8 protein-coding genes are annotated in these 13,126 nt (G+C 61.0%); 1 reads left to right on the top strand and 7 read right to left on the bottom strand.

What is annotated here, in order from left to right; genetic code table 11:
• Positions 1-47: 47 nt before the first annotated feature.
• Complete coding sequence (locus RRX38_RS02910; protein ID WP_315961445.1) at positions 48-929, top strand: tyrosine-type recombinase/integrase; 882 nt, start codon at positions 48-50, stop codon at positions 927-929.
• A gap of 137 nt (positions 930-1,066) precedes the next feature.
• Here the strand turns inward: RRX38_RS02910 and RRX38_RS02905 are convergent, their stop codons facing one another.
• From RRX38_RS02905 to RRX38_RS02875, 7 genes are all read right to left on the bottom strand, one after another.
• Positions 1,067-1,861, bottom strand: a complete 795-nt coding sequence (locus tag RRX38_RS02905; protein WP_315961444.1) for a DNA adenine methylase — start codon at positions 1,859-1,861, stop codon at positions 1,067-1,069.
• A gap of 171 nt (positions 1,862-2,032) precedes the next feature.
• Positions 2,033-2,569: a glycoside hydrolase family 104 protein gene (locus tag RRX38_RS02900; RefSeq protein WP_315961443.1), complete on the bottom strand. Its 537-nt coding sequence runs from the start codon at positions 2,567-2,569 to the stop codon at positions 2,033-2,035.
• Positions 2,569-3,069 (bottom strand): DUF1353 domain-containing protein, encoded by a 501-nt coding sequence (locus RRX38_RS02895; RefSeq protein ID WP_315961442.1) that lies wholly within the window; start codon positions 3,067-3,069, stop codon positions 2,569-2,571. The genes RRX38_RS02900 and RRX38_RS02895 overlap by 1 nt, the downstream gene beginning before the upstream one ends.
• A 63-nt stretch (positions 3,070-3,132) precedes the next feature.
• Positions 3,133-3,642: a DUF4376 domain-containing protein gene (locus tag RRX38_RS02890; protein WP_315961441.1), complete on the bottom strand. Its 510-nt coding sequence runs from the start codon at positions 3,640-3,642 to the stop codon at positions 3,133-3,135.
• Positions 3,639-6,263 (bottom strand): sialidase family protein, encoded by a 2,625-nt coding sequence (locus tag RRX38_RS02885; RefSeq protein ID WP_315961440.1) that lies wholly within the window; start codon positions 6,261-6,263, stop codon positions 3,639-3,641. Before RRX38_RS02885 ends, RRX38_RS02890 begins: the two co-directional genes overlap by 4 nt.
• Positions 6,263-7,183 (bottom strand): carbohydrate-binding protein, encoded by a 921-nt coding sequence (locus RRX38_RS02880; protein ID WP_315961439.1) that lies wholly within the window; start codon positions 7,181-7,183, stop codon positions 6,263-6,265. The genes RRX38_RS02885 and RRX38_RS02880 overlap by 1 nt, the downstream gene beginning before the upstream one ends.
• Positions 7,180-13,074, bottom strand: coding sequence for a phage tail tape measure protein (locus tag RRX38_RS02875; RefSeq protein ID WP_315961438.1), 5,895 nt, complete (start codon positions 13,072-13,074; stop codon positions 7,180-7,182). The genes RRX38_RS02880 and RRX38_RS02875 overlap by 4 nt, the downstream gene beginning before the upstream one ends.
• Positions 13,075-13,126: the final 52 nt, after the last annotated feature.

Genomic DNA, 13,126 nt, shown 5'->3' with positions numbered 1-13,126 from the left:
TGCCGCGCAGGCAGCTCTTCACAAATCACACGTACGAAGGAGGCCGGATGCTTAACGCCCCGGAAATCTCAGTCGGTCAGTGGTGCGAGATCTACGAGCGCTTGATCAGCTCCCTGCCGCTGAAGCAGAACACGCTACAGAACCGCCGAAACTACATTCGCCACATCCGCGCGCCGCTGGCAGACCGACCTCTGGCTGACGTCGAGCCGATGGACATCATCCATATCTTGAAGGCCCTGGAGCAGGCCGGGACCCCGTACATGCGGCGACGGGTGCGCATCGAGGCGATTCAGATGTTCAACGCGGCAATCATCGCCCGGAAGATCAACTACAACCCTGCGGCCCCGATCAGCTACTGGCACACCCGCCCGCTCCGCTCGCGCCTGACGCTTGAGAACTGGCAGGCGGTTCATGCCTGGGCCTCCGGACGGGGCATGACCTGGTTTGTGCTCGCACTGGAGTTCGCGCTGGTGACCGGCCAGCGCCGGGCCGATCTGACGCTGCTGAAACGCAGTGATGTGGTCGACGGGCAGTTGCGAATCAGGCAGCAGAAGACGGGGCGCCGCATCGCCCTTCCAGTTGCGCTGCGCCTGGAGTCGGCAGACCTGCAGCTGGGAGATGTAATAGAACGCCTGACACAGCACGGCGGGCCAGGCCCAACGCTCTTGCGAAAGCCGGACGGCACGCCCTACTGTCCCGGCCATCTCAGCAACACATTCCGCGAAGGCCTGCTGACAGCAGTCCCTGGCCGCCCGTGGGGCGAGGAGCGCCGCGCTCCCAGCCTGCACGAGATTCGCTCGCTATCAGAGCGGCTGTACCGCCAGCAGGGTATCGACACGATGACGCTGTTGGGGCACGCGCGACAGTCAATGACAGACGACTACAACGACGACCGGGGGCTGGAGGCCTGGAAGGTGCTGCGGCTGTGAGCCCGTTCTAGGGAACTAACCACAACCTCCCTCTTCTCTGTCGCCTATGCTCTGGCCAGGGCTTCACGGTGATGAATGATTGCCAGTCGATGATGTCCAGCACCTGGCGTTGCTGAATCCGGCATGTGTGGCGCGGCTCAGAATAGGCCGCCCAGCGCAGAAGGGACCCAGTTCATGATTACCAGCTCCCCGCTCACGCTCGCAGAGCTGGTCCGCTGGTTGCCCGTGGTATAGCGGATATCCAAGGTCTCGAAGTGAAACCCCTCGAAGGCCTGCCGGATATCAGGGTGATCGTTGATGCTGACCATCACCCTCCCCTTACTGCGCCGCATGAAGTCCGCCATGGCAAGGTACTGGTCAAACTCAAAGCCCACGCCGTAGCCCGCGGTCTGCCAGTACGGCGGGTCCATGTACTGGAACGTGTGCGCCCGGTCGTACCGCTCAGCACACTCCTGCCACGGCAGGTTCTCGACATACGTGCCAGCAAGGCGCTGCCACGCCGCTGACAAATTCTCCTCGATGCGCAGCAGGTTGATGGCCGGCCCAGTGGTCGCGGTACCGAAGGTCTGTCCACTGACCTTGCCTCCGAAGGCATGCTGCTGCAGGTAGAAAAACCTGGCAGCGCGTTGGATGTCGGTCAGCGTTTCCGGCCGGGTCATCTTCTGCCACTCGAAGATCTGGCGGCTGGACAATGCCCATTTGAACTGGCGCACGAACTCTTCGAGGTGGTTCTGCACCACTCGGTAAAGACAGACCAGATCGCCGTTGAGATCGTTCAGGACCTCTACAGGCGCGGGCTGAGGCCGCATGAAGTACAACGCGGCACCGCCGGCGAAGACTTCTACATAGCATTCATGAGGAGGAAAGAGAGGGATCAAGCGGTCGGCCAGGCGGCGCTTGCCGCCCATCCATGGAACGATCGGATTGGTCATTTTGCAAACCTTTACTGTATGAATAAACAGGTGCTAGGCTCGCTCGGCTTTGTGCACAGAGCGGGAGCCTTGGCTGGCTTGCAGGTCTAGTCTGCGGGTTCAGTGGCCACAGAGGATGTTGGCGCATCCCCGGTGGTCGCTCCTTTTGCGGTTTTATCTAATGCATGCGGCTTAGGTAAGCGCCCCACCGCACGCGGTGTACATGGCCAGCAAATCTGGCTCTGCCACTTCCTCCTGCGCCCGCTCGCTCGCGTAGATCTCTAGCAGGTTGGCCAGCTTGTGCTCGCGCTGCCCGTACCCGGCACCTGGCAGGCTGGCCCAGATCGGGGCGGCCTTGGCGATTGCCTGGCGGATATCGCCTGACTTGATGAATGGCAGCGCCCCGCACTCGGTCAGCAGCTTGATCGCGGCCAGGTCCTGGGCCTCGGGCGTGAATCGGCCCCGGAACCCGTAGTTCTTGACGATGGCATCCCAGGTGCGCGCCAGGAACTGGTAGCGACCGGCGGCCGTGCTGCTGATGCCATAACGCGGCAGCTGGACTGAAACACGCGGATGCGCGCTGTAGTCACTGAACAGCTTGCCGCCCACCAGCACGTTGTAGCCGTCGTCCGAGGCCTTGATCGTGGAAGTCCCCTCCGACCAGGCCAGCATGTCGAGGAAGGCCAGAACGTTCTTGCCGCCGGCCTGCGTTGCGTCGATTCGAGCCATTACTGATCTCCAGATGAAGAAAGCCCCGGAGCAACCGGGGCCTGGGTGTAGGAACTGGCGCCGCCGATGCGCACGCCGATGTAGAAGATCCAGGCCCGCCAGCGGGCCACGCCGTCGGCCCTGAGGGCGCGGTAGAACACCGCGTCGCACTGCGCACGGCTCAGGCGCCCTGCCCCGTAGAGCCAGTCGTGAAGGATCGCGGCGCGCATACCGTAGCCGGCTAGCAGGCCGTACAGCGCCAGAGCCGCGATGGCCAGGACAAGCAGCGCGGTGGCCACCCAGCCCCAGGCCAACGCCCAGCCGATCAGCGTGCCGGCGGCGGCCCAGCGGCAGACCTCACGCAGCACGCGAATGCTGGCCAGGTCGCTGGCAGTGCCGGCGGGCACCGTCAGCAACCCATGGCGGGTGTCGCGGAACTGCAGCTGCTCAAGCACAGCAACGTCCCACCTGGTGGTGAAGCGCAGTGCCGGGCGCGAGCAGAACTTTCCGGGCTCAATCATAGGTTTCTCCAGGTACAAAAAAACCGCCAGCGGCGGTCGGGGGGTTACCAGAATTTGTAGTCGTCAGGCGGGCCAGCCCTGGTCAAGCAGGTCGGCAGTGATAGAGCCGTCAGCCACAGCGGCCTGCAACTCTGCCTCCCGGTCGAAACAAGCCTGGACGTGCGCTCGCACCGCACGGGCCACAGCGATGACCTGCTGGGCTGCCAGGTCGACAAAGCCCCCTGGCGTCTTCCAGCGCATCACGTACTCAGGATCGAGCATGGCCTCGACCACGGCGCCGTTGATGAGCAGCTTGCTGCGGTCATCGGTGGCTACGTGCATATCCCCAAGCTCAATGCCGGCGGTCTCGGCCTGGTAGCGACGGTCGGCGATCAGCGGCAACCAGTCGATATCTACCGGCTGGACCTCAGAGGGATGGAAAGCTACCCAGCCATGACCGACCCACTTGAAAGCCGCCACGCCCTCAGCCTCAGGCGGCGCAGTCGGAGTGCTGCGGGGCGGCATCGGGTCGAAGTCGTCTACCTCTACTTCGCCCGTGAAGAGCCCTGCGGTGTCCCATGTGTAGAGCTTCATGCTGCCCTCGCTTTGATGTAGCCGGTCAGACCCTGCGGCGCGTCAAGTGCCGGGGTAGCGAACTGGGTGTTGAGGTCGTAGTTCCAGTTGAACAGGGTCATCGCGATAGTGCTCGAAGACGAGCCTCCCGCTGCCACGGCAAGTACGCCAGCCCCGAAAGCGGCGGCCTGCCAAGCAATGCTTTGTTTCAGCGGTCTGGAAGTCCAGTTGATACCGTCTGTAGAAGTAATGACGACAGATCCAGCAAAGAAACATACGAACATGCCGTTAACAAACAGCACTAGCGTAGGCTGACTCGAACCGGTAGAGAATTGTCTTTCAACCCAGTTAATCCCGTCAGTAGAGGTCAAGTAATAATCACTGCTACCGCTGACTGCGATGAACATGCCGTTGCCGTAAGCAACAGACGTCAAGTTCGTTGAACCAGTAGGTACCTGCGCCTGAGACCATGTTTCTCCATCCGAGCTATAGAACAACCTGGCAGGGTTGGGGTTGTATACGGCCATCACGAACACCCCAGCGCCAAATGCCAACTTTGTGGCACCGCTAGTGAAAGCAGCTGGCGTCCTCACTGCCCAAGTAACGCCATTATCGCTAGATGTGAGGGTTTTGGCGTTTGTCCCGCCAGTAGTACTGCCAGTTGCCGAGGTTATCAACCAAATGCCGTTGCCGTAGGCAACTCCGGTCCAGTTACCAGTCTCGGTATTCCTGGACGTCCATGTTACGCCGTCAGTCGATGTATACACCCCGTTATAACAGATGGCTACGAACACACCGTTGGCAAACGTTATACCTCGCCAGTATGTATTCACGGGCATTGTTCGGGACGTCCAGTTGATGCCGTTTGTCGACGTGCAATACGTCGTCGCGGTAGTCAATGCCACAAACACGCCGTTACCGTAGGCCATGTCCGTGTAGATTGCGGAGGCCGCCATTGTCCGAACCGTAACCCCGTAGTCGCTCGGCAGAGAGCCGAGCATGGCAGCCAGCTCTGGATAACTGGACTTGAGGTACACAGCGCTCCCAATGACGTATTCCGCTGCCCCCTTTTTGGCTATGTACGAACCGCGGAAGCTGGCGGTAATGAACTTACCTGCGCCGTAGGCAATAGAGGCTACAGACGTAGTTTGAGTGTTTGAAGCGTTGCTACTTAGCGTTATAGCTGACCAAGTAACACCATCGGGTGAGTACAGCAGCCTCACCGGAGAGGTGCCGACAGCTGCTAAGAATACGCCGTTCAAGAACGCTACCCGATTCCAATATCCTAGAGCCGGAGCATCTTTAAGAGTCCAGGTACTTCCAAAGTCCTTGGACACTAGGAATTTATTTGCCATGGTTATACTAGACGAGCCATGCCCAGCTACTATGGTGCCATCTGCCGGGTTACACGCAGCGCTAATTACAAAGTAACTTATCGGTACAGTGACTGGTGTAGCCGTTGGAGAGCTGTACTTGATGGCGGACCCAGAGGTGAACATCAAGAACCCCTGAGCCCCCAAGGAGGTAAGAGCGTTGATGCTGGAGGAACTGGAGAATTCTTGACGAGACCAAGTCACCCCGTCTACCGAAGTGAAGAACCCCGAGTAGGTATTAGAGGAGCACAGTACAAAATAACTGCCGGTGTACACGATATTGAGTAGGGATAGGCTCCCACTGCCGGTAGGGAGATCCCTTGAAATCCAGGTCAGACCATCAGCAGAGGTATAGACCTTGTGTTGATCTGCCTGAGCCAGAACGAACAGCCCGGCGCCGAAGCTCAGAGCCCGGAACGTACCTGACAGGGGTACCGCTACTTCAGTCCACGTAACACCGTCTGCTGACCACGCCGCCTTGCCGCCCCCTTGGCGCACACTGACAAACCTGCCGTTCCCGAACGCTATATTCGTGTAACCGGTGTCTGAAGGTACGAACGTGCCCACCTCTCGCAGAGGCGACAGACTGAGCGCCGCAGCGGTGTACACCACCTCGCCGACCGACCGAGTATCACTCGCTGCCCATCCGTCTTTACCAGCCACCAGGGCCTTGCCGTACGAGTCAGAAGGATCCGGCAGGCCTGGTCGCCAGGCCACGTTGCCGGCCGCGTCGATCTGCAGGGTTGTATAGGGGACCCGGTCGGCCGGCAGTCCAGCGGCAGCGCCGGCTGCTGTTGCGGAAGCCGCCGAAGCATCAGCCTGGGCCTTCGCTTTCACCACCTCGGCCTGGGCCTTCGTTACTTCTACCGAGGCGAGCGTGACCTGTGCGGCGCCGGCGTCAGTAGCCGCCTGCACTTGCTGCTGCGCAAGAGTCACCTGCTGCTGGGCCTTCACCACTTCAGCTGCAGCCAGCGCGACCTGCGCCGCGCCAGCGACTGCCGAATCGGTCACAGCCTTCTGTGCAGCGGCCTTGGCCGTATTCGCGTCGCTGGCTGACTGTGCGGCAGCCGTGGCAGAGCCCGCTGCAGCATTCTTCGCCGCAGTCGCGTCAGTCACGGCCTGGTTGATGCCGGGAATCGTGGACGCATTCATCTGATCGACAAGCTGCTTTTCAGCCAGAAGCGTGGCGTCGGCCTTGCTGTTGAAGATCGCTTCAGAGTCGGTTGCCAGGGGCGGTACCGGAAGCGGCGTGAGTGGTTGAATCGCCATTACATGAGGCTCCTGACGGAAAGGGTGTAGGTCGCGTGGTTGTAGGTCGGCAGGCCGATATCGAGGTCGTCGTAGGTGCCAGCAATGATTGTGTAGTCCAGCTCGACTGAGCCCACGTAGAGCGCGGCCGTGGCGTCAAGCGGGTCGAGGGTCCGCAGCGCGTCGGTCACCTCGTCGCCCGCCATGACGACCCGGTAGTCGATCTTGCGGCGGGCACCGTGCTTGGTCATCGTCACCGAACCGTCGAACTCTTCCTTCACAGTTGTGAAGGATTTGCGTCCGAGTGACGTGTCGTAGACGGCCGTGCCGATTGCTTTCGACCAGCCCAAGATCAGCATGCCGACCCTGGCCGCACTGCCTGGCGCACTGATCACGACCCGGACGTCAGCATTGCTGGCCGGCGGCAGATTCAACACCGCCAAGTTCTCGCGGGTCTTGAACGGGCTGAAAAAGTGCTGATACCAGCCGCTACCGCTCGGCGCGCTCATGACGAACGTCTCGTCGTAGATCGGGCTGGCATTGCCGGGCTGGGTCATGACGATCCGCACGCTCGAAGCGAACACCCCTACCAGGCCGATGGCATTGACCCGCTGCCCAGGACGGATGGTGAGGTCGATCTCGTTTGCCGCCCCGGAGAATGTCCCGAGCGCCCAGGTGTTGCCGATCTGCTTGTTGAACATCCGGTAGCGGTTGATCCAGCCCAGATTCAACCAGGCTGCCGGGGTAACCGAATCGCTGGTCGGGTTGCGGTTGGTGTGCGCCACTAGGGCCTCGTAGTTGATCTGGCCCACGGTTACCCGGTCCCCGACAACGTATGCCTGGGTCGAGGACCAGGCCGCATAGTCGGCGGCCGGGAGAGTGCAGGCGATCAGACGGGCTGGAGTGATCTCCAGCCCTGGTACAACTGTCATCTGGCTCATGCGATTACCTTGACTTGAGCGGTGCCGATCACTTGTGTGCCGACCTCGGCGAGCTGGCCGGTGTTGTCGCTGGTTTTCTTGGCATGGGCGTTGAGCACAGCCAGGCCCGAGCGAATCTCGTCCCTGAGCGCGCGTAGTTCAGCCACTGCCGCGGCGTCGCTTGCGCCACCCCCACCCCGGGCCTGGCCGGCATATATCTGCGCCGGCCTGGTGATCTGCAGCACAGGCCCCTCGCCCACCATTCCGCCCACGGCGAACGCAGGCATCTGCCCCGCGTTCATCTGGTCGAGCAGATCAGTGCCAAACGCCTGAACGGCCGCCGCGCGCATCACGTACTCGCCGTTCGAGAGCCGTGCAAGGATGCTGTCAGAGGTGCCAGTGCCTGGCCCTGTGATCAACCCACCATTCGCCCGCGCAGGGATAGAGCCGTTCGCGATTGCCGCGTTGCGTACTGCCTCGTTCAGCTGCGCCGGCGTGAGAGCCCCAGACGCGAGCTGGGCGCTCCAGTACGCGGAGCCCTCGTTCATCGCGATGCCGGCAGCCTTGTACGCGAGCTCGATGGCAGCCGAATTCTTGAATGCGTCGACGACGTTGCCGCCGTTCAGCTTCCCTGATGTCAGCTCACCAACCCAGTAGTCCTTGCCGCCCTTGTCCGCGTCCCTGCCGAGAACGTCCTTGTACAGGCTGTCGACCAGAGTCCCTGCGTTCTGCGGCGAGATCTTCCCGGTGATCGTGCTGATCGCGGCGACCACGGCCGCATTCATCTCCCTGATCGCATCGGCCACGGTCTTGACGCTGTTGTCTACGCCGTTGAGCGCATCCATCTGCGCCTGGGCAAACTCCAGCTGCTTGTCCAGGCCGTCGAGCTGAGCCTCCAAGGCTTTGATGGTCTTGTCGGAAGCGCTGAGCTGCTTGCCGTTGAGCTTGTTCAGCTCCGCGATCAAGTTGGCGTTGCGGCCCTGCTCGCGGTTGAAGTCCTCCAGGCTGGCATACAGCGATGTGTCGTTGCCGCTGATCACGCTCAAGGCATCTTCCAGCCCCTCGAACTTGCTCAGCGAGCCCCCGGCGCGAGCGATGGCCAGGGCGGATACGACCGTGGCTTTTGCTTGGTCGCGCAGCATCCGCACAGCATCATCGCTGTCGCCGCGCAGAGCCTTCAGCGCGTTGCCAAGCGCATTGCTGATCGATGTGAGGCCCGACGCGTTCTCACGCGCCGTTGCGATCATGTCGTTGATCGAGGTCTTCTGGGCGTTGATCGAGCGCTGCAGCGCGCTGAACGCTGTATCAACTTGGCCGAGAAGCGCATCGTTCGCCGCCTGGGCCCGCTCCGCAACACCCTTGAAGTAGGCATCAGCGCTGTCGGCCAACCCCATCATTGTGGCGAACATGGCCTGGCCAGCACCGGTCGTAACGTCAATGTCTTCGACCATTTGCCGGTAGGCCTCACGGGTATCTGGGAACTCCATGTTGAAGCCCAAGAACGTGTCTTTCAGGCTCTTGGTCAGATCATCGAACCGCTCCTGATCGCTGAAGAAGGCCTGGTAGTACCCGTTCACCATTTCGTTGAGGGCATCGACCTTTTCCTTGGCGGTAGCCTTGTCGACGTCCAGATCGGCGAACTTCGCAACCATGTTGAGGATCGCATCGGAGGCCTGGAGCCCCACGTCACCCATCTCAAGCACGCTGACTCGGATCTGCTTCAACGCCGAGTTAACGCCGTTGAAGCGCGTGAACACGCCCTCAATCGCGCCGATTACTTCTTCCGCCGTGGACTCCCAGTTCCGAGCAAAGCCCATGAACTGGGCCTTGAAGTAAGACGGAATGCCGTCGGAATTGACGATTGCCTGGGCCAGGAACGAGCCCATGACATATTCATAGTTCTGCTTGATCCCAGCGACAACATCGCCCCCGGCGTGCTGCTGAATACCAGTGATCGTCGTGCCGTTGTTCAGGGTCGCAAGGAACGCGCTGGAGTAGTCGCCGGAGGTCCGGCGCTGCCGCATCGTGTTATCCAGCGAGATACTGGAATCCGGGTTGCGGAACACGGAGTACAGCATTCCCATCGTCGATGTGAACTTCTGCACCGTCGCGCCGAGCTCGCCGTTTACTGCGTCACCGAACTTGGGCTGCTTCTCCTTCCAGCCTTCGACCCAGCCATCATCGGTGAACGTGCCAGCCTTCCAAGTGCCCGACGCGGACCCGGAAAGCTCCGGATACTTCTCGCCGGAACCGAAAGCTGCAGAGCTGACCAGAGAGCCGATAACAGCGCCAATTGCAGCTCCGACCAGGTTTCCAACGCCTGGAATGATGGAGCCGAGGTAAAAGCCTGCTGTAGCGAAGCCAGCAGTCGTTGCAGCACCCTTGAACCCATAGGCGTCGTATGACTGCCAGATGCTGTATGCAATCCCGATCACACCCAGGGCATCGCCGAGGGTCTGCAGGGTCTGTGAGAACGCGTTGTTTGAAGCACTGAGCGCAGTATCGATGGCTCCGGTGCTGATCTCCAACTGAGCGCCGAACTGTGATGCGTACTCGGCCGCTGCCGAGTTCAGGCCTGCCGTGGTGCTTTCGACGGTGAACTGCGCAGCGGTTTGTGCCGCAGCAGTCGCGGTCTCAGAGCCGACGGTGAAGGCGCTGGTAACAGCCTCGGACACATAGTCGGCGCCGGACTTGAAAGCGCCGGTGATGCCGTCCTGGGCGAAGCCTGCGCGCATCTCGGTCACGAAACCGCTTTTGCCGATATCGAGCGCTGTTTTTGCGGTGCTGATGAGGCTCATCACTCCGCCGCCGCCACCTCCTCCGCCACCTCCACCGCCGCCGCCCAGCAACGAACCAATCCCACCACCACCGCTCCCGCCAAAAACCGCATTCAGCAGCGGGGCAACGACCTGAGTGCGTACAACAATACGCGCGATGTCGGCAAGCACCGAGTTCGCGAACTCCTTGAAGCTGGCCTTCCCGGTCATCGCGAATTTGACCAGCACATCTTCCAGGCCATCAAACGCGTTGCTGAACACGTCATAAGTCTGGCCGGCAATATCAGCGGCAGAGGTAATGTAATCCTGCCATGCCGCGTTGGCGCCGTTCGCCCAGTTGGCTTGCGCAGCCTCAAGCTTGCGGTAGTAGTCCTCCCGCATGTCCAGGCGCTCGTCGAGAGCATCCTCGAGCAAGCGGGTTTCCTTATCGTAGAGGGCCTTTGTGATCTTGCCCTCGTTGAACTGCTCCTGCAGGTCATTGATGCGCTTCTGGTAGTCCTGCCGGATCTTCAGGTCTTCTTGAAGACGACGGCGCCCCTCGGCGCCCATGCCGATACCGGCGAGCTGGTTCGACAGGTCCTGCCGGGAGAGGGCCAAGTCAGCAGCGATCTCCTTCTGAAAGCTGGCGAGCTTCTCAGCTTCTGCTGCTGCGAGCTTGCGGAGCGCGGTTTCCTTCTCCAGCTCGGCATTGATCTTGAGCTGTGCGGTGATCTTGTCCTGGTTGGCCAACAGGGACTTTTGGTCAGCCGTCAGAATGCTCTTGGACTTGATATCCGCAAGCTGCTGCTCCCACTTGACCAGCGCACGACCGGACTCGCCGAGCTTGTCGTATTCGCCCTTCTGCAGGCCCACCAGCCCGGCCTGTTCCTTGAGCACGGCCTCCTGCTGCTTGGCCTGGTCCAGCATCCTGATGGCGGCGGACTCGGTGTAGGCCTTTTCCTTCTTGGCGGCCTTTTCCTTGAACTCGGCCCTGTCCCTGATGGTTTTATAGGCAGCCTCTTCTTCCTCGGCCGTGATCTTATAACCTGCGGCTCTGGACTTGTTGATGCGCTCGTTCTCCTCCTCAAGCGCTTTGTTCAACTTGTCCTGCTTGCTCTTCCCTTCGTCGACGACCTTTTGAAACTCGACATAGGCCTTGTTGCCTTCGTCCTGAATCCGGCGTTGCTCCCCCAGGAATTTGGCGCGGGAGTCATCAGCATCTTTCTGCAACTGGAGAAAGCGCTTCTGCGCCTCCAGGCTCTCGACGACCTTGCCCTTGTCGGAGAACAGGCCGAATCCACCGGTCTTGGCCTGGCCAATGCGACGGTCAACATCGGCAATTTGCTCCGCGAACGTAGCCTCGCGACCCACCTGAAGCACGACATCAAGTGCGCCCCCTGCTGCGTCTTTGATGCCTTTCCAGGCACGTTCGACAATGCCCAGGTTGCGCGCAATCTCTCCAGACCGCGTCTGGATAGCGTTGGCGTAGGCGTCAGAGAGCACGGTAGCGGCCTCGATCGTACGCCCTTCATCCTTGAGGGCCGCGATCTGGCTGTACACCGCAGCGGTCAGAAAATGGTATTCGTCGTTGAGCGACGTGGCAGCTTTCAGAGGATCCTCAGCGATCTTCACGAAGTCGCTGATTGTCGACTTGATCGCCTTGCCGGTTGCGTCCTCCATAGCGGTCGCCGCATTGGCAACTTTTTCAAAGCTTGAGCTCGCGAGCTTGCCAGTGCCTGCCAGCGCGGCCAACGTCTCAGCAGCCTGTCGAACCGTGCCGTCTACGGCGCTGACCCTCTGGGCCATGTCGCCAAGCTGCTGAGCGCTGGCGCCCGCATAGTTGCCGGTGAGGATAAGGGCCTTGTTGTACTCTCTGGCCTCGGCTGCCCCCTTCGCGTATCCGTACGCCAGGGTACCTACAACAGCTGTAACCGCCACGAGTGCGCCGACAAGCGCGAGGGCATTGATAGATGCTGCGCTCGCTGTTGAACCAAGCGCCCCAGCAGCTTCTTTCGCGTTCTTCGTAGCGTCGGCAGCGGTATTGGCCCCCTCTGCCATGTCGCCAAGGCTCTGCCCAGCGGCCTCAGCCCCCTCCGAAGCAGCTTTCGCGCCCTCACCCACAGCCCCGACGGCACCACCTAGTGCAGCAGCAGAAGAGGTGAGCCCAAGCATTGACGCGAGCTTTTCGCCCACGGCGTCAAGCATAGGACCAATGCCGCCGAAGCTGTCTTTGATCTGCCCGCCCTGCTGAATCAACACCATCAGCGGGCTCTGTCCGCCAGCCAAGCTGGTGAAAATGTCGGTGAACTGAGCTGGCAGTTGCGCGAGAGCGGCCTTGGTCTGCTTCGATGTATCTACGGTTTTCCGAAGCCCATCGTCGAATCCACCCAGCTTTTGCCGGGTTTGCTCGATCTTCGCTGAATAGTCCTTGAAGGTGTCGGCATCAAGTAGGCCGGCGGCCTTGTACTTCGTCAACGTCGCTTGCTGTTCGTCCAGGCGGCCGAGCGCGGCAACTGCCGGGTTGATCTGCCCCAACAGCTTCTGGAGACCTTCAGCTTGCAGGTCAGTGGCTGCAGCGGCCTGTTTGGCCTCCTGCGCTAGGCGCTCTTCGGTCGCAAGCAGGGCTTGGCCGCGGGCGTTGATCTCCTGTTGATACTTCGCCCAATCGGTTGCTGACTTACTGGCCGCGTCCATGGCAGCAGAGGTACCGTTGACCGCGCTGGTCAACGACTGGTGATACTGGCTCGCCTCCAGCGAAGCCTTGACCACAGCAGCCATACGGGCGCTTTGCTGCTCGGCGGATTCAGCCATGCGCTGGCCAGCCTGGGCGGCGGATTCTGTGCTGGTGGTCAGCGTTGCCTGGGCCTTGGCCGCGGCAGAAAACCCAGACGAGGCGTCAGTGGCCGCACGCCCCATGGCGATCATCTGCTGGGCGATGCTGGACTGGGTTGCGTTGAGCGCCTGCAGCTCTTTGACGATTTGGCTTGTATCGCCCCGCAAGCCTGACATGGCAGACGCCCAAGAGGCCTGGATTCCCTTGGCTGAGCGCTCAGCATTCGCGCCTGCATCGACCAGGGCCTCGAGGTTATTCGTGGCCTCTGCCACCCCATCAGAATCAACTCTGATTCCGAGCTGGGCGAATGACTGCTCGCTCATGGCACTTTCCTTCGGGCATAAAAAAACCGGCCCAAAGGCCGGTTCTCGGATG

Source organism: Pseudomonas sp. DTU_2021_1001937_2_SI_NGA_ILE_001 (genome assembly GCF_032463525.1).
Taxonomy (GTDB): Bacteria; Pseudomonadota; Gammaproteobacteria; order Pseudomonadales; family Pseudomonadaceae; genus Aquipseudomonas.
Note: the sequence above shows the minus strand (reverse complement) of the source record. Positions and strands in the feature narration are given on the sequence as shown.

Coding starts and splice junctions, on each gene's coding strand:
- RRX38_RS02910 (WP_315961445.1), top strand. CDS start 48: ATGCTTAACGCCCCGGAAATCTCAGTCGGTCAGTGGTGCGAGATCTAC.
- RRX38_RS02905 (WP_315961444.1), bottom strand. CDS start 1,861: ATGACCAATCCGATCGTTCCATGGATGGGCGGCAAGCGCCGCCTGGCC.
- RRX38_RS02900 (WP_315961443.1), bottom strand. CDS start 2,569: ATGGCTCGAATCGACGCAACGCAGGCCGGCGGCAAGAACGTTCTGGCC.
- RRX38_RS02895 (WP_315961442.1), bottom strand. CDS start 3,069: ATGATTGAGCCCGGAAAGTTCTGCTCGCGCCCGGCACTGCGCTTCACC.
- RRX38_RS02890 (WP_315961441.1), bottom strand. CDS start 3,642: ATGAAGCTCTACACATGGGACACCGCAGGGCTCTTCACGGGCGAAGTA.
- RRX38_RS02885 (WP_315961440.1), bottom strand. CDS start 6,263: ATGGCGATTCAACCACTCACGCCGCTTCCGGTACCGCCCCTGGCAACC.
- RRX38_RS02880 (WP_315961439.1), bottom strand. CDS start 7,183: ATGAGCCAGATGACAGTTGTACCAGGGCTGGAGATCACTCCAGCCCGT.
- RRX38_RS02875 (WP_315961438.1), bottom strand. CDS start 13,074: ATGAGCGAGCAGTCATTCGCCCAGCTCGGAATCAGAGTTGATTCTGAT.